This is a genomic window from Bradyrhizobium sp. P3_C3, assembly GCF_056402655.1.
The window spans coordinates 116,320-134,186 of record NZ_JBFUGY010000013.1 but is presented as its reverse complement, the minus strand read 5'-3'; the positions used below and the strand labels follow the sequence as shown (position 1 = coordinate 134,186).

The window sequence follows — 17,867 nt, the reverse complement described above, 5'->3', positions numbered from 1 at the left end:
TTTTTGCCTGGATGATCCTGATGACCACGCGCCCGGTGACACGGCGGAATGCCGTGCTCGGCATCACCGCGGCCGCCGCAACGCTGGCGCGGCCATCGGTCCCGCGTGCGCAATCGGCAGCACGTATCGTCGTGGTCGGCGGCGGGTTTGGCGGCGCGGCCTGCGCCCGCGCGCTGAAACGCGCGCAGGAAAACCTGCAAATCATCCTGATCGAGCCGAACGCGGTCTTCACCTCCTGCCCCTTCAGCAACGAGGTGATTGCGGGCCTGCGTGAGATCGACGCGCAGCAGTTTGACTATGACAAGCTCGCCGCCGAGGGCATCACCGTGATCGGCGAGGCCGTCACCACAATCGAGCCGCAGCGGCGCAGCGTCGTGACGACCGACGGCGTCGCACTGCCCTATGACCGTCTCGTGCTCTCCCCTGGCATCGACTTCCATTTCGAGGCCCTGCCCGGCTATGACGAAGCGGCATCCGAAAAAATGCCGCACGCCTGGAAGGCCGGCGCGCAGACGCTGCTGCTGCGCAGGCAGCTGGAGGCAATGGCGGACGGCGGCACGGTCGCCATCGCGATCCCGGCCAATCCCTCGCGCTGCCCGCCGGCGCCCTACGAACGCGCCAGCCTGATCGCGCATTACCTGAAGACGAAGAAGCCGCGCTCGAAGGTGCTGGTCCTCGATGCCAAGGACAGTTTTTCGCAGCAGCGGCTGTTCGAGAAGGCGTGGAAGGAGCTCTATGGCGACATGATCGAGCGCATCGCGCTGTCGCAGGGCGGTCGCGTCACCTCGGTCGATCCTTCGACAAGGACCATCATCACCGAGTTCGGCAACTACACGCCTGATGTCGCCAACGTCATCCCGCCGCAACGCGCCGGCCGCATCGCCGAGATCGCGGGCGCGGCGGATGCGACCGGCTGGTGCCCGATCGATCCCGTGACCTTCGAGTCGAAGCTCGTCCCGAACATCCATGTCATCGGCGATGCCTGCCTCGGCGGCGGCATTCCCAAATCGGCCTCGGCCGCGAGCGCACAGGGCAAGGCCTGCGCCGCCGCCATCGTCAACCTGTTCGTGGGCCGCGCGCCGGAGACGCCGCGGCTGACCGGCGTCTGCTATACAACCGCCGCGCCCGGCTACGGCTTCTCGCTCGCCGGCAACTACCAGCCCAGGGGTGACATCTTTGCCGAGGTCGAAGGCGGCGCGACCAGCCCGGTCGATGCACCACGCGAGCTCCGCGCCCGCGAGGCGGCTGAAGCCGAGCGCTGGTTTCAAACCATCACGGCGGACACCTTTGGCTAGAGCATTCCTTCATATCGCAGCGCTGATCGCCGCCGGCGTTGCCTTGGCTTGCGGCGCAAGAGCCGACGAGCTCGTGCGCTACAAAATCATCGGTGACACCATCCCGGAGCCGCTCACGGGCTCACCAGCCGATGCCGCGCGTGGACGCGCGCTGGTGGTGGCGCGCACCACGACCTGCATCCTCTGCCATTCCGGCCCGTTCCCGGAGGCGCGGTTCCAGGGTGACCTCGCGCCCGATCTCACCGGCACCGGGAACTGGTGGTCGGCGGGCCAGTTGCGGCTGCGGCTGGTCGATGCATCGCGCTACAACCCGCAGACCATCATGCCGTCCTATTATCGCAACGACGGGCTGGTCCGGGTCGGGCGCAATTTTGCCGGCAAGCCGATATTATCCGCCGCGGAGATCGAAGACATCGTGGCCTTTCTTGTAACGCTTCGGAACTAGCTTCATGCCAACCACGCGACGACAATTCCTGAGTATTGCAGGCGGCGCGACGGTCGCCGGGACGATTCCGATCGTCACGCTGCGACCGCTGGAAGCGACACCGGCGATGCTCAACACCGCGATCCGCAACGTCGTCGGCGAAGCCCAGATTCGCACCGGCAAGATCAAGCTCGACGTTCCGCCGCTGGTCGAGAACGGCAACACGGTGCCGATGACGGTGAGCGTCGCAAGCCCGATGACCGCGACCGATTACGTCAAGAGCATCCACGTCTTCAACGAGAAGAACCCGCAGCCGAACATCGGCAATTTCTATCTCAACCCCTCCTCCGGCCGCGCCCAGGTCTCGACCCGAATCCGGCTCGCCGACACCCAGAAGGTGGTGGCAATCGCACGCCTGTCCGATGACACGTTCTGGCAGGTCGCCGCCGACATCGTCGTGACGCTAGCCGCCTGTACCGAGGAGATGAACTGATGGCCGCGCTCATCAACGTTCCGGCAAAAGCCAAACGCGGCGATGTCATCGAGATCCGCACGCTGACCTCGCACATCATGGAGACCGGCTTCCGCCACACCGCGGACGGCGCGCTGGTGCCGCGCGACATCATCACGAGTTTTACGTGCCGCTACAATGGCACCGAAGTTTTCCGCGCCGACCTGTTTCCGGCGATCGCGGCCAACCCATATCTCACCTTTTTCACGGTCGCGAAGGAGAGCGGCAAGTTCGAATTCGAATGGATCGGCGACAACGGCTATTCGTCGACCGCATCGGCCTCGATCACGGTCGAATGATCTTTTGGCGCGCGATAGCGGCGGCAACATTGTTGGCCGCGGCCCCTGCCCTGCTCGCCGGCGAAATTCCGCCGGACGCGCGCCGCTCCGGCTATTCGTTCATGGGGCCGGACACGCGCGCGATGCAGGATGACGACACGTCCAATCCGGGCATGCTTTTCGTGCTCGACGGCGAGGCGCTCTGGGCGAAGAAGGCCGGCAGCGCCGACAAGGCCTGTGCGGACTGCCACGGCGATGCAACGACCAGCATGAAGGGCGTCGCGGCGCGCTATCCGGCCTTCGACAAGGCGCTGGCGCGCCCCGTCACCCTCGACCAGCGCATCAACCTCTGCCGTGCCAATCATCAGCAGGCGCCGGCGCTGCCCTACGAGAGCCGCGACCTCCTGGCGCTGTCCGCCTTCGTCGCCCACCAGTCCCGCGGCGTCGCGATCACGGCCGGCGATGATCCGGAGCTGAAACCTTTCGTGGCGCAGGGCCGCGACCTCTTCATGCGGCGCGAGGGCCAGCTCAACCTCGCCTGCACCAATTGCCACGACGACAATTTCGACAAGCGTCTTGCGGGCGCGCCGATCACGCAAGCGCAGCCGACCGGCTATCCGCTCTACCGCCTGGAGTGGCAGACGCTGGGGTCGATCGAGCGAAGGTTGCGCAGTTGCATGACCGGCGTACGCGCCCAGGCCTATGATTACGGCGCGCCCGAGCTGGTCGCGCTTGAACTCTACCTGATGTCGCGGGGGCGCGGCCTGCCGATGGAGACGCCTGCCGTGCGTCCCTGAGTCCCCAGATTAGGACTAGGCAGGCGTGGCACGGCCGTTAGTATCCCTCCCAAAGAAAATGAATCAGAGGGAGGGATTCGACGTGGCCAACCATAACATCTCGCGCCGCACGCTGTTGACGGGGACCGCCGCGGCTGGCGCGCTCAGCCTGACCGGACTACCGGCACGCGCCGAGGTCAACTGGAAGAAATACGCCGGGACCAAGCTGGAGGTGATCCTCGCCAAGGGTCCGCGCGGCGACAACCTGCAAAAAAACATCAAGGAGTTCACCGAGCTCACCGGCATCCAGGTGGAATCCGAACAGATCCCGGAGCAGCAGCAGCGCCAGAAAGTGGTGATCGAGCTGACCTCGGGCCGGCCGAGCTTCGACGTCGTCCATCTCAGCTATCACGTGCAGAAGCGGCAGTTCGAGAAGGGCGGCTGGCTCGCCGACATGACGCCCTTCATGAAGGATCCGACGCTGACGGCGCCCGATCTCGTCGAGAGCGATTTCTCGGCCGCCGGTCTGCAATACGCCAAGAACGACAAGGGCCAGATGCTGTCGCTGCCCTGGTCGGTCGATTACTTCATCCTCTACTGCAACAAGGAGCTGTTCCAGAAGAAGGGCGTCGCCGTCCCCAAGACCCTCGACGAGATGGTCGCGGCCGCCGAAAAACTGACCGACACCAAGGAAGGGACCTACGGCTTCGTCGGACGGGGCCTGCGCAACGCCAACATGACGTTGTGGACCAATTTCTTCCTCAACTATGGCGGCGAATTCCTCGACGCCAAGGGCAACATCCTCACGGACGGCCCTGAGGCGGTCGCGGCGACAAAGCTCTATCAGACGCTGCTGACGAAGGTCGCCCCGCCAGGCGTCGCCGGCTTCAACTGGATGGAGTCGATGGCCTCGTTCACGCAAGGACGTTCGGCGATGTGGATCGACGGCGTCGGCTGGGCGCCGCCGCTGGAGGACCCCGCCGCCTCGCGCGTCGTCGGCAAGGTCGGCTACACCGTCGTGCCGGCCGGACCGAAGGGACAATATTCGGCCACCTATGGCGACGGCATCGGCATTGCCGCGGCGAGCAAAAACAAGGAAGCCGCCTATCTGCTCTGCCAGTGGGCGGTCTCGAAGCAGCAGGGCGCACGGCTGTTGCAGGCCGGCGGCGGCGTGCCGTTCCGCAACTCGATCCTCGGCGATCCCGAGGTCCAGAACGGCGTGAAGATGCCCAAGGAGTGGCTGCAGTCGGTGATCGATTCCGCCAAGATCAGCAAGCTCGGCCTTCCCGTTGTGATCCCGGTCGCCGAATTCCGCGATCTCGTCGGCGCGGCCCTCACCTCGACACTATCGGGCGCCGATCCCGCGACCGAGTTGAAGAAGGCTCACGATCAGTACCGGCCGATCCTGGAGCGCAGCGAAAAAGCGTGAGTGCGTTGACACAATCGACTCCGGCCGCGGCACAGTCTGATGCCGCGCCGGAGAAGGCGTTGCGGCCGCCATCCTACTGGCCGTTCGTGGTGCCGGCGCTGGTCGTCGTGCTCGCGATCATCATCTTCCCTTGGGTCTTCACCATCTGGATGAGCCTGAACGAGTGGAAGGTCGGCTCACCGACCACCTTCGTCGGGTTTTCCAACTATCTGCGGCTGACGAGCGATCCGCGCTTCATTGAGGCGGTGGGCCACACCATGGTCTACACTTTGCTATCGGTGCTGCTGCCGCTGATCCTCGGCACGTTCGCGGCCGTCGTGTTTCACCAGAAATTCGCTGGCCGCGGCTTTCTGCGCGGTATCTTCATCATGCCGATGATGGCGACCCCCGTCGCGATCGCGCTGGTCTGGACCATGATGTTCCACCCGCAGCTCGGCGTGCTGAACTACCTCTTGTCGCTGGTCGGGATCCCCGCACAGCTCTGGGTCTTCCATCCTGCAACCGTCATTCCCTCGCTGGTGCTGGTCGAGACCTGGCAATGGACGCCGCTGGTCATGCTGATCGTGCTCGGCGGCCTCGCCGCCATCCCGACCGAGCCCTATGAAAGCGCGCAGATCGACGGCGCCAGCTTCTGGCAGGTGTTCCGCTTCATCACGCTGCCGCTGATCATGCCGTTCCTGTTCATCGCCGGCATGATCCGCATGATCGACGCCGTGAAGAGTTTCGACATCATCTTCGCGATCACGCAGGGAGGACCGGGCTCGGCGTCGGAGACCATCAACATCTATCTCTACAGCGTCGCCTTCACCTATTACGACCTCGGCTACGGCTCGGCGATTGCGGTGGTGTTCTTCCTCCTCATCGTCGCCCTCGCGGCCGTGATGCTCTATGCCCGCCAGCGCATGCTGTGGACCGAATTCGCGAGCGGCGCATGAACCAGAGTCAAATCAACCTACGTCAGGTCATTGGCAGGATCGGTCTGTGGCTCTCGGTGTTCGTCATCGTGTCGCCGGCGATCCTGTTCTTCCTCTGGATGGCGTCGCTGTCGCTCAAGTTCGAGGTCGACAATGCCGCCTACCCGCCGGTGTTCATCCCCGATCGCATCGCCTGGAAGAACTATGCCGACGTGCTCGCTTCCAACCGCTTCCTGACCTATTTCGTCAACAGCCTGATCGTCACCGGCAGCGCGACCGCGCTGGCCCTGCTCGTCGGCGTTCCCGCCGGCTACGGCATCGCGCGCATGGCCGCGCACAAATCCGCGATCGTGATCCTGATCGCGCGCATCACGCCCGGCCTGTCCTATTTGATCCCGCTGTTCCTGCTGTTCCAGTGGCTGGGATTGCTCGGTACGCTGGTGCCGCAGATCATCATCCATCTCGTCGTGACGGTGCCGATCGTGATCTGGATCATGATCGGCTATTTCGAGACCACGCCGCTGGAGCTGGAGGAAGCCGCCCTCATTGACGGCGCCACGCGCTGGCAGGTCTTTCGCCATGTCGCCCTGCCGATCGCCAAGCCCGGAATCGCGGTCGCCTTCATCCTCGCCGTGATCTTCTCGTGGAACAATTTTGTGTTCGGCATCGTGCTGGCCGGACGCGAGACACGCACCCTGCCCGTCGCCGTCTACAACATGATCTCGTTCGACCAGTTGAGCTGGGGCCCGCTCGCCGCCGCCGCGCTGATCGTCACCCTCCCGGTGCTGCTGCTCACAGTGTTCGCCCAGCGGCAGATCGTGGCGGGGCTCACGGCGGGCGCCGTCAAGGGCGGGTAGCTGCGCCAATCTCAATCCTCTGGGGAGCGCACTCTTGCGCGCTTCCCGCGCCACGAGCACGCGCTCTACTTGGAGTTGACGCAAGGTTTTCGCGTGTATATGCTACATGCCGTAGCACTACGATGCGTGATGGAAGTCGCGCCTGCGTACGAGACGCCACATGTCAGCTCGCCCTCTGATTCCGCGCCGAAAACTGTTTGGCAATCCGACCTACGTCGGCACCAAGTTGTCACCAGATGGGCAATGGCTGTCCTGGCTCGCCCCTGTCGATGACGTTCTGAACGTCTGGGTTTCTCCGGTCGACAGCATTGCGGCGGGCCAGCCCGTAACACGCACCACGGGCCGACCAATCAACTGGCAGAGTTGGAGCCCGGACGGCCGCTACATCATGTTTCTCAACGACGAGAACGGCGATGAGAATCTGCGCCTGTTCGTCGTCGATCCCCGCAGTTCAGAGCTCCGGGATCTCACGCCCTTTGCCAATGTCCGAGCGATGCCGACGCACTGGTCGCACATGGTTCCTGACAAAATTGCAGTCAGCCTCAACGATCGCGACCCGCGCTGGCACGATGTCTACGTGCTCGACCTCGCAACCGGCGAACGCAGCCTGGTTTGGGAAAATCGCCAGGAGTTCCATTACGTCGGGCTCGACTGGCAGTTGAAGCCGCGCTACGCGCACAGCAACGCGCCTGACGGAGGCACACGGCTCTGGCGTATTGACGACGGCGAGGTCACGCATTGGCGCGATACCTCATACGAGGCCTACATCAGCACCCGGCCCTGGAATTTCGACGCGGAGGGCAACTACCTCCATATGACTTCGAGCGTCACGCACGACAAGTCGGCCCTGCTAAGCATCAACTGGTCGACGGGTGACGAACGTATCTTGTTCGCAAGCGACCGCGCCGATGTGACGGGAGCCATATTCAACACCCGGACACTCGAACCCGAAGCGGTCTGCATCGATCCCGGTCGGCAGGAATGGACGGCTTTGACGCCTGCGATTGCGGCCGAGCTTGATCTGATCAAGGCGCGACTACGCGACCACGCGTTTTATGTTGAGAGCCAAAGCGACGATGGCCGCCGATGGATCGTGGCGAGCCACGCGCCGGATCAACCCATCACATATCATCTCCTTGACCGCGACAAGCAGACCATCACCGAGCTGTTTTCGGCGCGCCCCGAGCTGAAGCCCTACCGCCTCGCTTCGATGCAGGAAGTGCAAGGCAAATCGCGCGACGGCCTGCCCCTCGTCTCGTACCTCACGCTGCCCGCCGACATCGATGGCGATCGCCCGCCTCTGCCGCTGCCGATGGTCCTCATCGTCCACGGCGGTCCGTGGGGACGGGATATCTACGGCTATCGCAGGGATCACCAATGGCTGGCCGATCGCGGCTACGCCGTGCTTTCGGTCAACTATCGGGGATCGACGGGCTTCGGCAAGGCATTTGTCGCGGCGAGCGAGAAAGAGCATGCGCGAAAGATGCACGACGATCTCATCGACATGGTCGATTGGGCGATCGCCGAAGGCATCGCGCAAAAGGACAAAGTCGCGATTTTCGGCCTGTCCTACGGCGGCCTGGCCTCGTTCGTCGGCGCAACCTTCACGCCGGACGTCTTCTGCTGTTCCGTGCCGGTCGTCGGCATCTCCAACCTGCAAACCCTGCTGGAGTCGATGCCACCCTATTGGGCCGGCTTTGCGGAATTCATGTATCGCAGCTACGGCGATCCCCGCACCGAGGAAGGCCGCAAGCTGCTCGCCGAACGTTCACCGATCAACAAGGTCGACAACATCAAGAAGCCCATGCTGATCTTTCATGGCGCCAACGACGTTCGCTGCAAGATCGCGGAAAGCGACACCATCGCGGCGGCCATGCAGGCGAAAGGCATTCCCGTGACCTACATCGTCTATCCCGATGAGGGGCACGGATTCCAGAGGCCGCCGAACCAGCTCTCCTATCTCGCAATTGCCGAGGCGTTCTTTGCACGGCATCTGGGTGGCGCCTGCGAGCCCGTTGGCGAGGATTTCCGGGGATCCAGTCACGAGGTTCGTGCCGGGGCCGATATCCTGTCCGATCTGGGCGTCGCCTGAAAAAACGCAGCCGGGCGACATGGTGTCACCCGGCGGCGACCAATACTGGCCGATGCCTACTCCGCCGGCGCGGCGTGCATCTCCGGATGGGCGGCGTAGCGCTCGGTGGCGCCGAGCCTGCTGGCCGCGAACAGTCCCGCCGCCATCACCGCGTAGGCGAACGCCACCGCGGGCGTGACGCCGAAGCCGCCGCCGATGCCAACGGCTTCGCCATGCATGAAGCCGAAGTAAGTGAGCACGGCACCAACCAGCGCGAAGGCCGAGGCCTTCTCGAAGTCGCGCTCGATGATGAAGACACCGATCGCACCGAGGATGAGGCCGCCGAGGATGGAGCCGCCGCCCATCACCTCCAGGCCGTGATAGAATACGCCCTGCTGCGGAAGTGCTGCGATCGCCGCGGCCTTGACCGCGTCGGCTTTGTCGGCAGCCATACCGCCGACCGTCGCCGCCGCATTCATGGTCGAGCCCAGCATGGTGTCGATCTGGAGCTTGGCCCAGGCGGCAAGATGCGGGGTCAGCGCCAACACGATCGCGGGCGCGTGCTTGACCGGCGTGGTCTGGAACGCCTGCGCGCCGATCAGCATGCCGATATAGAGCAGGATCGGCGAGATCGCGACGACAGGCACCAGCGCCAGCAGCACCGAGATGATGCCGAACCAGGCCAGCACCACCACCATGATGCCGGTCGCAGCCGAATAGCCGATGCGGCCGCCCATCGCCTTCCAGCCGGGATGACCGATATAGACGGCGTTGATGAAGGGGTTGCCCATCAGGCAGCCGATCAGGCTGACAACGCCGTCGGCGGTGAGCACCCGCGTGGTCGGATATTCGTCGCCGGCCGCTTCCGCGCTCTCGACATTGTCCATGGCCTCGACGAGATCGTAGATGCCGAAGGGAATGGCGGTAACCAGGATGATGCCGAGGAACTCGAAGCCCGAGAAGACGTAGCCCACCGCCGGGATCGGCACCGAGAAGCCGAAGTTCGCGAAAGCGTCGCCAACGCCCTTGACGCTCAGCCCACCGAGACCGAGCCCGAACAGGTTCGAGCCCCAGGCGATGACCATGCCGACCGCGATCGCGACAAGACCGGCAGGAATGCCGCGCCAGTATTTCACGCCGCCAAACCAGCTCACCAGGATGATGGCGAAGCAGACGAGACCAATCTGCGGCGTCATGTACATCTCTAACGCCGGACGCATCGAGATGAAGGTGACGGAGACGCCTGCGAGCGTGCCGAGCAGCGCCGCGCGCGGCGTGATCTTGCGGATGAACGGTGCGATGAAGCCGCCGATCATCAGGATAAAGCTCTGGAAGAACACCCAGACGAGGCCAGCCGACCAGCCCTTGAGCGGGTCACCGGTCTTGATCGTGATCGGCAGCATGATCACGAAGGTGACGATGAACATGTGCGGTACGCTGACGCCCGAGGGCAGTGCGCAGACATCGTTGCGGCCCGTCTTCTGCGCCAGCCGATAGGCGAGATACGCGTAGTAGAAGGTGGAGAGACACATCATCAGCCCGAGGGCGGGCAGGATGCGGCCGAACACGAGACTATCAGGCATCTTCAGGACGAAGCGCAGCAGGCCCGTGAGCACCAGCATGTTGACGAGGATGTTGGTGCCGAAGCCGAAGAACGCGTTCCAGTCGCCCGATGTCCATAGTGCCGGCTTGAACTCGGACTTGCTCAGATCAGATTTGCCGGCCGTCCCCGTCAATGTGCTCATGATGCTACCCCTGTGTGGTCGAAGTCTTCATTGCCTCCAAGACTGCGGCTGAGTCCGCGACCCAGCCGAAGATGCCGCCCTGGGCCTTGATCATCTTCAGGCCCATCTCGTGAAATTCCGGGAAGTAGGATGCGCAGCCGTCGGAGATCACGACGCAGCGATAGCCACGGTCATTGGCCTCTCGCACCGTGGTGTTGACGCACACTTCCGTTGTGACGCCGCAGACCAGCAAGTTCTCGATGCCGTATTTCTCCAGCACATCCGTGAGCTCGGTGGCGTAGAACGCACCCTTGCCGGGTTTGTCGATCACGACTTCGCTGTCGAGCGGATAAAGTTCGGGAATGATGTCGTGGCCGGCCTCGCCGCGAATGAGAATGCGCCCCATCGGGCCGGGATCGCCGATGCGCAAGGACGGCGCGCCGCGCTCGACTTTTGCGGGTGGCGCGTCGGACAGATCGGGCAAATGCCCCTCGCGGGTGTGGATCACCAGCATGCCGGTGTCACGCGCCGCCTTCAGCACCGCGCCGATCGGCTTCACCGCGCGCGCCAGTTGGCTGACATCGTTGCCAAGCGTTTCGCCGAAGCCGCCCGGCTCCATGAAATCCCGCTGCATGTCGATGATGAGAAGCGCGGTGGCAGGCCAGTCGAGCCTGATCGGCTCGGGCTCGGCGCTGATGACGCCCGGTGTCGGCTTGGTCGAGTTCAACATGACTCAAGGCCCCCGCGAGAACTCTCTTTGCCAGGAGTTCTGCAAACGCCGTGCCATTGTGTACAATAGCGGTGGGGCACAGGCCGCGAGAGAATTTGCTGCGCACTCAGAACGTTACGTCAGCGGCTGACGGCTGCTTATTCCCTGTGCGACGGCTTTACGACGTGCATCTGCTTAAAGGATGAGCGGGTGGCGACGGACTCACTCGCCGTCATTCCGGGGCGACGCGAAGCGTCGAGCCCGGAATCCATCGGGCGGCAGTACGTGAGGTGAAATGGGTTCCGGGCTCGCGCTACGCGCGCCCCGGAATGACGAGGCGTGTATGTGGCAACGCCTTGCCTCTACCGCCCCGCGCCGTACAGCTGCCGATACTCCATCTCATACGGCGCATACGAATCCTTCAGCGTCGCCATGTTGAGCAGCATGGTGGCCACCACCGCGCCCGTCTTGCCGAACACGCGCGTCTTCATCCAGGCGCTCTCGGTGCGGCGGCTGCCGGAGAGCGCGACAACCTCACGCTCGATTTCGTATTCCTCATCGACGAAGAGCGGCCCCTTGATCAGCCTGATCTCCTGGTCCGCGAACAGGCCGACCGCCGGCCCCTTCGCCGGCAGCGGATCGTCCTTGGAACGGTACTGGAAGAGTACGCTCAACATCTCCATCGGGATGATGGCCTTCCCCCACGGATTGTCGGCGCCTGAATAATATGGCGAGTTCTCGGTGATGACGGCGAGCTTCTGCCGGAGAGAGAACGGATAGAGGTCGCCCATGTTCTGGTCGAACGCCATCCGCACCGTCTGTCGTTTGCTGGTCTGCGCCACCTTCACATCGCGCAGGATCACGGGATCGGCGAGCGGCTTGAGCTCGGTGAGGCGCGCCTCGAGCGCGGTCGCCGCGTGCGGTTCGCCGACCGAGGCCGTGCCGCGCAGCACCTCGGTGCCGTCGCGCTTGACCATCTGGATCTGGCATTGGCTCGTGCCGGGCAGCGGCTTCGACAGCATCGCCTGCACCTCCTCGCCTTCGAAGCAGGCATTGCGGTAATGCGCGGATAGGCAACCGCTCTCGAACCAGGCCTGCCCCCACAGCCGCGCGCCGAGCGGGGCGAACTGGCTGAAATGCGTCGGGCCTTCGATGGTGCCGCCCTTGAAGCCGAGCTTCTGCGCGGTGGCATCGTCGTGGATCGAGGCATGGGCGTCGTAGACTTGCGCGTGCAGCATCTGGCGCGGCTGGCGCCACGGCCCGGTCAGCGCCTCGGGCGTCTCTGTCATCTCGGTGTCGAATGCGTTTGCAGCCATGGTGTCCTCCACAGGCAGCCATGACTAGCAGGAGCGCCACGGATGCGGCTAGCCGTATTGACTTCGCCGGCCCATGCTCTTGACTGTCACAATTCGCGTCGCGCCGCCGCTATCCCTCCCGCAGCGCAAACCCCACGCCGAACGAGAGACGAGGACTCCTGAAATGACGCTGATGCAGGTCGAGCTGGACGACAAATACCGGCTCGAATCGAAGCGGATCTTCCTCTCCGGCACGCAGGCACTGGTTCGGTTGCCCATGTTGCAGCGCGAACGCGACCGGCTTCAGGGCCTCAACACCGGCGGCTTCATCTCGGGCTATCGCGGTTCCCCGCTCGGCATGTACGACCACGCGCTGTGGCGCGCGAAGTCGCACCTTCAGCAGCACGACATCGCCTTCGTCCCCGGCCTGAACGAGGACCTGGCGGCGACCGCCGTCTGGGGCAGCCAGCAGGTTGGCCTTTTCCCCGGCGCCAAGGTCGATGGCGTATTCGGCATCTGGTACGGCAAGGGCCCCGGCGTCGACCGCTCGGTCGACGCGCTCAAACATGCCAACGCAGCCGGCACGTCGCTCAATGGCGGCGTGCTCGCGCTTGCCGGCGACGACCATGGCTGCCAGTCCTCGACGCTGGCGCATCAGAGCGAGCAGGTGTTCGCGGCGGCGCTGATCCCCGTGATCAATCCGGCGACGCTCCAGGATTATCTCGACCTCGGCCTCTATGGTTTTGCGCTGTCGCGCTTCTCCGGCTGCTGGGTCGGCTTCAAGGCGATCAGCGAGACCGTCGAGAGTTCGGCCTCGATCTATAGCGATCCCGCGCGCATCCAGATCAAGCTTCCCGATGATTTCGAGATGCCGCCCGGTGGCCTCAACATCCGCTGGCCCGATCCGCCGCTGGACGCCGAACGACGTCTGTTCGGCCCGAAGATGGCCGCGGTGCAGGCCTTTGCGCGCGCCAACCAGCTCGACCGCATCGTGCTCGATTCAAAGCCCGCGCGGCTCGGCATTGTCGCGACCGGCAAGGCCTATCTCGATCTGCGCCAGGCGCTGGCTGATTTGGGCATCACCGACAAGGACGCGCAGGACCTGGGCCTGCGCATCTACAAGGTCGCACTGACCTGGCCGCTGGAGGAAAGCGGCGCCAAGCGTTTCGCGGAAGGCCTTCAGGATGTGCTCGTGGTCGAGGAGAAGCGCGGCTTCATCGAAGACCAGCTGATGCGCATCCTCTACAATATCGATGCCTCCAGGCGCCCGACCGTCACCGGCAAGCGTGACGAGCGCGGCGCGCCGCTGCTGCCGAGCGAAGGCGAGCTGACGCCGACAATTGTCGCGGGCGCACTGGTGGCGCGCTTGCGCAAGCTCGGGCATCACAGCCCGGTGCTGGAGCAGCGCCTCGCCCGCCTCGAAGCCTTCGACAGTCCCGTCACATCAAGCACGCAGATCAAGCTCGCGCGCACACCGTTCTTCTGCTCGGGCTGCCCGCACAACTCCTCGACGCGCGTGCCCGAGGGAAGCCGCGCCATGGCCGGCATCGGCTGCCACGGCATGGCCCTGAGCATGCCGACCCGCCGCACCGATCTGATCTCGCATATGGGCGCCGAGGGCGTGAACTGGATCGGCCAGTCGCCCTTCACCACCGAGAAGCACATTTTCCAGAATCTCGGCGACGGCACCTACACCCATTCCGGCCTGCTTGCGTTGCGCGCAGCCTCTGCCGCGGGCATCAACATCACCTACAAGATCCTCTACAACGACGCGGTCGCGATGACCGGCGGCCAGCCGGCCGAAGGCGCCTTCAACGTCGCGCAGATTGCGCACCAGGTCTGGGCCGAAGGTGTCAAGCGACTCGCGATCGTATCGGACGATCCGACGAAGTATCCGGAAGGCAACTACTTCCCGCAGGGGGCGACCATCCATCACCGCCGCGAGCTCGACGCCGTCCAGCGCGAGCTGCGCGACATCAAGGGTCTCACGGTCGTGATCTACGACCAGACCTGCGCCGCCGAGAAGCGCCGCCGCCGCAAGCGCGGGCTCTATCCCGATCCCGCCAAGCGTGCCTTCATCAACGAGCTCGTCTGCGAAGGCTGCGGCGATTGCTCGCAGGCCTCCAACTGCGTCTCGGTGCAGCCGCTGGAGACCGAGTTCGGCCGCAAGCGCCAGATCGACCAGTCGAACTGCAACAAGGACTTTTCCTGCGTCGAAGGTTTCTGCCCGAGCTTTGTCACCGTGCATGGCGGCAGCCTGAAGCGGATGAAGACGTCGGCGGTCGATTCCGGACAGTTGTTCGCCGACCTGCCGCTACCTCCTGCCCGCGAACTCGAGGCGCCGTACAACATCCTCGTCACCGGCATCGGCGGTACCGGCGTCATCACCATCGGCGCGCTGCTCGGCATGGCCGCCCATGTCGACGGCCGTGGCTGCTCGGCGCTCGACTTCACCGGCCTGTCGCAGAAGAACGGCGCGGTGATGAGCCATGTCCGCATCGCACGGAGGCCGGAGGATATCTCTGCCGTCCGCATCACCACCGGCGGCGCCGACGTCATCCTCGGCTGCGACGTGATCGTCTCGGCAGGTCCCTCCGCACTCAGCCGTGCCGAACGCGGCGTGACCAAGGCGTATATCAACGCCGACCTGCAGCCGACCGCGAGTTTCGTGCAGAATCCCGATCTCGACTTCGAGATGGGCACGATGCAGACCGTGCTGCGTGACGCCGTCGGCGACACGAACCTCGACATCATCGACGCGACAGGCATTGCCTCGGCCCTGATGGGCGACTCGATCGCGACAAATCCCTTCATGCTCGGCTTCGCCTTCCAGAAGGGCGCGATCCCGCTGTCGCTGGAGGCCCTTCTCCGCGCCATCGAGATCAACGGCGCGGCGATCGAGATGAACAAGCTTGCCTTCACCTGGGGACGGCTGGCCGCCCACGACATGTCGCGCGTGCGCAGCGTACTGCAGTTCAAGAGCCGCGCTTCCGCACCGACGAAGTCGCTCGACGACGTGATCGCGACCCGCGCGGAGTTTCTGACCGGCTATCAGGACAAGGCCTACGCCGACCGTTACCTCGCGGCCGTCGCCAAGGTGCGCAAGGCGGAGATGGCCGCTTCGCCCGCATCCACGGAGCTGACCGAGGCGGTCGCCAAGAACCTGTTCAAGCTGATGTCCTACAAGGACGAGTACGAGGTTGCACGGCTCTACACCGACGGCAGCTTTGCGAAGAAAGTGTCGGAGAAGTTCGACGGCGACTTCACGCTGAAATACTACCTCGCCCCGCCGATCTTCGCGCAACGCGACAAGACGACCGGACACCTTCAGAAGAAGGAGTTCGGCGGCTGGATGGTCCACGCCTTCCGCGTTCTCGCCAAGCTGAAGTTCCTGCGCGGCGGCACCTTCGACCCGTTCGGCCGCACCGAGGAGCGCCGGACCGAGCGGAAGCTGGTCGCGGATTATCTCGGCATGATCGATCAGCGGATCGCCGGGCTGAAGGCGGAGCAGATCCCGCTGCTGGCAAGGCTCGCGCGCGTGCCCGAGACGATCCGCGGCTTCGGCCACGTCAAGGAAGCCAACATCAAGCTCGCGGCAGCCGAGACAGCGCGGCTGGAGGCCGAGCTGGAGAACAGCCGCTTTGCCGCGGCTGCGGAGTAGCGGGGGAGCTGTCGCCTCATTCTCGGTGTCATCGCCCGCGAAGGCGGGCGATCCAGTACTCCGAGGCGGTTGTGGTTGAATCGATAGGCCGCGGCGTACTGGATGCCCCGCCTTCGCGGGGCATGACGGTGGAGGTAGTGGCTAGACCGAAGCTGACACGCCGGCAGCCGTCTCACGCGCCGCACCACCCTCCGCCAGATGCCGCCCCGCGATGTACCCGAACGTCAACGCCGGCCCGAGCATGATCCCCGGTCCCGGATAATTCCCGTTCATGATCGAGCCCATGTCGTTGCCGCAGGCGTAGAGACCCGCGACCGGCGTGCCGTCCTCGCGCAGCACGCGCGCCTGGGCATCCACCTTCATGCCGATGGCGGTGCCGAGATCGGCCGGATGGATGCGCATCGCGAAGAACGGCGCGCGGAGGATCGGCGCGACGCAAGGATTGGGCTTGTGGCTGGCATCGCCGAGGTGGCGCTGATAGATGGTGCTGCCGCGACCGAATTCGGGATCGCGGCCCTGCTTCGCATCAACGTTGTAACCTGCGATCGTCGCCGTGAGCACGGACGGATTGACGCCGATCTTCGCCGCGAGCTGCGCGATGTCGGGAGCCTTGAGCAACTCGCCGCTCGCCAGATAGCGCCGGAGGTTGAGCGTAAACGGCTTGATGCGGCCGAGGCCATAGCTCCACAGGAACTGACGGTCGCAGACGAGATAAAACGGCCGGTCCGGCTCGCCATTGCCGTCGCGCAACATCGCCAGCACGAACTCATGGTGCGACTGCGCCTCGTTGACGAAGCGACGGCCGGCCGCGTTGATGGCGATCACGCCGGGCTTGGCGCGGTCGGTCACGGTATGCGGGAAAACACCGCGGCTGCCATCGGCGCGACGGAACAGCGAGGCCGGCACCCAATAGGCCGGACTCGTCGCCTCCGTGTTGAGCGCGGCACCGGCCGTGGCCGCAAGCCGGAGCCCGTCGCCAGTGCCAGCGGTGCTGGCCGCCGAGACGAAACCAGCCGCGGCCGGGAAGAAGCGTTTGCGCAACACGGCGTCGTGCGAAAAGCCGCCGGTCGCGACCACCACGCCGCGGCGCGCGGCGATCGGGCGGTCGCGGGAGCCGTGGCGGATGACAACGCCGCCGACGCGATCGCCCTGCATCGACAGGTCCTCGACATCGGCGCAAAAGAGAATCGCGACCTGCCGCGCCAGCAGCGAGGCATAGAGCCGCGCGGCGAGCGCATTGCCGAGATGCAGCGTCGTGCCGCGCGGGCTGCGCAGCCGCTGCAACGCGTATTCCGAAACGAGCCGCGCCGCACGCAGGGTCGAACGCAACGATTTTCCGGCCCGGCGCAGATGCGGGATGTCGAGGCGGTTGACCATCATCCCGCCGAACAGCATGAACTCCGGCAGCGGCGCGCGCAGCCGCGCGAAAGGCGCACCGAGCCGGGTGCCGTCGAACGCGACCGGCTCCAGCACGCGCCCGCCGGGCGTTGCTCCCAGCCGCTCCGGATAACAGTCCGGACAGGCTTTCACCGGCTGGAGGCGCACTTCCGTGTTGGCTTCGAGATAGGCGACCGCCTCCGTCCCGCGCGCGAGGAAAGCGGCACGCAAGCCCGCATTGGCAGGCTCCGGCACCGTGCTCGACAGATACCGGACCGCGTCCGTGATGCTGTCGGACAGCCCTACGTCCTTCATCTTGGGATTGGCCGGGATCCAGACCATGCCGTCGCACCAGGCGGTGGTGCCGCCGACGAACGCCGTCTTCTCGATCACCAGCACGCGCAAGCCTTCAGCGGCGGCCACCGCCGCAGCCGTCATGCCCCCGGCGCCGGCGCCGACGACAATGACATCGTAGGTCTCATGCGCCGGCATCATGCGGCAAGGGTCCGGGAACGAGGCATGACACCGTCATACCTCGCCCCGAGG

Annotated in this window: 14 protein-coding genes; 10 read left to right on the top strand and 4 right to left on the bottom strand. The window is 64.9% G+C overall.

What is annotated here, in order from left to right:
- Positions 1–11 precede the first annotated feature (11 nt).
- The 9 genes from AC1DW2_RS16890 (at position 12) to AC1DW2_RS16850 (ending at position 8,576) form a co-directional block, all read left to right on the top strand.
- The gene (locus tag AC1DW2_RS16890) at positions 12–1,295 is read left to right on the top strand and encodes an FCSD flavin-binding domain-containing protein (protein ID WP_477006650.1); all 1,284 of its coding nucleotides are present in this window, start codon (positions 12–14) and stop codon (positions 1,293–1,295) included.
- Positions 1,288–1,740, top strand: a complete 453-nt coding sequence (soxX, locus tag AC1DW2_RS16885) for a sulfur oxidation c-type cytochrome SoxX (protein ID WP_477006649.1) — start codon at positions 1,288–1,290, stop codon at positions 1,738–1,740. The genes AC1DW2_RS16890 and soxX overlap by 8 nt, the downstream gene beginning before the upstream one ends.
- 4 nt (positions 1,741–1,744) lie before the next feature.
- Positions 1,745–2,212, top strand: a complete 468-nt coding sequence (locus AC1DW2_RS16880; RefSeq protein ID WP_477006648.1) for a SoxY-related AACIE arm protein — start codon at positions 1,745–1,747, stop codon at positions 2,210–2,212.
- Positions 2,212–2,529 carry a thiosulfate oxidation carrier complex protein SoxZ gene (gene soxZ / locus AC1DW2_RS16875; RefSeq protein WP_477006647.1) on the top strand — a complete coding sequence of 106 codons (318 nt, stop codon included), beginning with the start codon at positions 2,212–2,214 and terminating at the stop codon, positions 2,527–2,529. The genes AC1DW2_RS16880 and soxZ overlap by 1 nt, the downstream gene beginning before the upstream one ends.
- Positions 2,526–3,305 carry a sulfur oxidation c-type cytochrome SoxA gene (soxA, locus tag AC1DW2_RS16870; protein WP_477006646.1) on the top strand — a complete coding sequence of 260 codons (780 nt, stop codon included), beginning with the start codon at positions 2,526–2,528 and terminating at the stop codon, positions 3,303–3,305. Before soxZ ends, soxA begins: the two co-directional genes overlap by 4 nt.
- 58 nt (positions 3,306–3,363) lie before the next feature.
- Positions 3,364–4,713: an ABC transporter substrate-binding protein gene (locus tag AC1DW2_RS16865; protein WP_477006645.1), complete on the top strand. Its 1,350-nt coding sequence runs from the start codon at positions 3,364–3,366 to the stop codon at positions 4,711–4,713.
- Positions 4,710–5,648, top strand: coding sequence for a carbohydrate ABC transporter permease (locus tag AC1DW2_RS16860; protein WP_477006644.1), 939 nt, complete (start codon positions 4,710–4,712; stop codon positions 5,646–5,648). Before AC1DW2_RS16865 ends, AC1DW2_RS16860 begins: the two co-directional genes overlap by 4 nt.
- Positions 5,645–6,484 carry a carbohydrate ABC transporter permease gene (locus tag AC1DW2_RS16855; protein WP_477006643.1) on the top strand — a complete coding sequence of 280 codons (840 nt, stop codon included), beginning with the start codon at positions 5,645–5,647 and terminating at the stop codon, positions 6,482–6,484. The genes AC1DW2_RS16860 and AC1DW2_RS16855 overlap by 4 nt, the downstream gene beginning before the upstream one ends.
- Before the next feature lie 160 nt (positions 6,485–6,644).
- Positions 6,645–8,576: a S9 family peptidase gene (locus tag AC1DW2_RS16850; RefSeq protein ID WP_477006642.1), complete on the top strand. Its 1,932-nt coding sequence runs from the start codon at positions 6,645–6,647 to the stop codon at positions 8,574–8,576.
- 56 nt (positions 8,577–8,632) lie between these two features.
- On the opposite strand, the gene AC1DW2_RS16845 is transcribed toward AC1DW2_RS16850, so the two are convergent.
- The 3 genes from AC1DW2_RS16845 to AC1DW2_RS16835 all read right to left on the bottom strand — a co-directional run bounded on the left by AC1DW2_RS16845 (position 8,633) and on the right by AC1DW2_RS16835 (position 12,304).
- On the bottom strand, positions 8,633–10,300 hold the full coding sequence (locus tag AC1DW2_RS16845) for a regulator (RefSeq protein WP_166088958.1): 1,668 nt from the start codon (positions 10,298–10,300) through the stop codon (positions 8,633–8,635).
- A gap of 4 nt (positions 10,301–10,304) precedes the next feature.
- On the bottom strand, positions 10,305–11,009 hold the full coding sequence (locus tag AC1DW2_RS16840; RefSeq protein WP_166088950.1) for a cysteine hydrolase family protein: 705 nt from the start codon (positions 11,007–11,009) through the stop codon (positions 10,305–10,307).
- Positions 11,010–11,350: 341 nt separating this feature from the next.
- Complete coding sequence (locus tag AC1DW2_RS16835; RefSeq protein ID WP_208073429.1) at positions 11,351–12,304, bottom strand: hypothetical protein; 954 nt, start codon at positions 12,302–12,304, stop codon at positions 11,351–11,353.
- Between the two features lie 163 nt (positions 12,305–12,467).
- On the opposite strand from AC1DW2_RS16835, the gene AC1DW2_RS16830 reads away from it, so the two are divergent.
- Positions 12,468–15,944, top strand: coding sequence for an indolepyruvate ferredoxin oxidoreductase family protein (locus AC1DW2_RS16830; protein ID WP_477006641.1), 3,477 nt, complete (start codon positions 12,468–12,470; stop codon positions 15,942–15,944).
- Between the two features lie 141 nt (positions 15,945–16,085).
- On the opposite strand, the gene AC1DW2_RS16825 is transcribed toward AC1DW2_RS16830, so the two are convergent.
- The gene (locus AC1DW2_RS16825; RefSeq protein ID WP_477006640.1) at positions 16,086–17,816 is read right to left on the bottom strand and encodes an FAD-dependent oxidoreductase; all 1,731 of its coding nucleotides are present in this window, start codon (positions 17,814–17,816) and stop codon (positions 16,086–16,088) included.
- Between the last annotated feature and the right edge of the window lie 51 nt (positions 17,817–17,867).

What these genes read in the sequence shown, in the direction of transcription:
- AC1DW2_RS16890 (WP_477006650.1), top strand. Translation starts at nt 12, where the DNA reads ATGATCCTGATGACCACGCGCCCGGTGACACGGCGGAATGCCGTGCTC.
- AC1DW2_RS16880 (WP_477006648.1), top strand. Translation starts at nt 1,745, where the DNA reads ATGCCAACCACGCGACGACAATTCCTGAGTATTGCAGGCGGCGCGACG.
- soxZ (WP_477006647.1), top strand. Translation starts at nt 2,212, where the DNA reads ATGGCCGCGCTCATCAACGTTCCGGCAAAAGCCAAACGCGGCGATGTC.
- soxA (WP_477006646.1), top strand. Translation starts at nt 2,526, where the DNA reads ATGATCTTTTGGCGCGCGATAGCGGCGGCAACATTGTTGGCCGCGGCC.
- AC1DW2_RS16865 (WP_477006645.1), top strand. Translation starts at nt 3,364, where the DNA reads ATGAATCAGAGGGAGGGATTCGACGTGGCCAACCATAACATCTCGCGC.
- AC1DW2_RS16855 (WP_477006643.1), top strand. Translation starts at nt 5,645, where the DNA reads ATGAACCAGAGTCAAATCAACCTACGTCAGGTCATTGGCAGGATCGGT.
- AC1DW2_RS16850 (WP_477006642.1), top strand. Translation starts at nt 6,645, where the DNA reads ATGTCAGCTCGCCCTCTGATTCCGCGCCGAAAACTGTTTGGCAATCCG.
- AC1DW2_RS16845 (WP_166088958.1), bottom strand. Translation starts at nt 10,300, where the DNA reads ATGAGCACATTGACGGGGACGGCCGGCAAATCTGATCTGAGCAAGTCC.
- AC1DW2_RS16840 (WP_166088950.1), bottom strand. Translation starts at nt 11,009, where the DNA reads ATGTTGAACTCGACCAAGCCGACACCGGGCGTCATCAGCGCCGAGCCC.
- AC1DW2_RS16835 (WP_208073429.1), bottom strand. Translation starts at nt 12,304, where the DNA reads ATGGCTGCAAACGCATTCGACACCGAGATGACAGAGACGCCCGAGGCG.
- AC1DW2_RS16830 (WP_477006641.1), top strand. Translation starts at nt 12,468, where the DNA reads ATGACGCTGATGCAGGTCGAGCTGGACGACAAATACCGGCTCGAATCG.
- AC1DW2_RS16825 (WP_477006640.1), bottom strand. Translation starts at nt 17,816, where the DNA reads ATGATGCCGGCGCATGAGACCTACGATGTCATTGTCGTCGGCGCCGGC.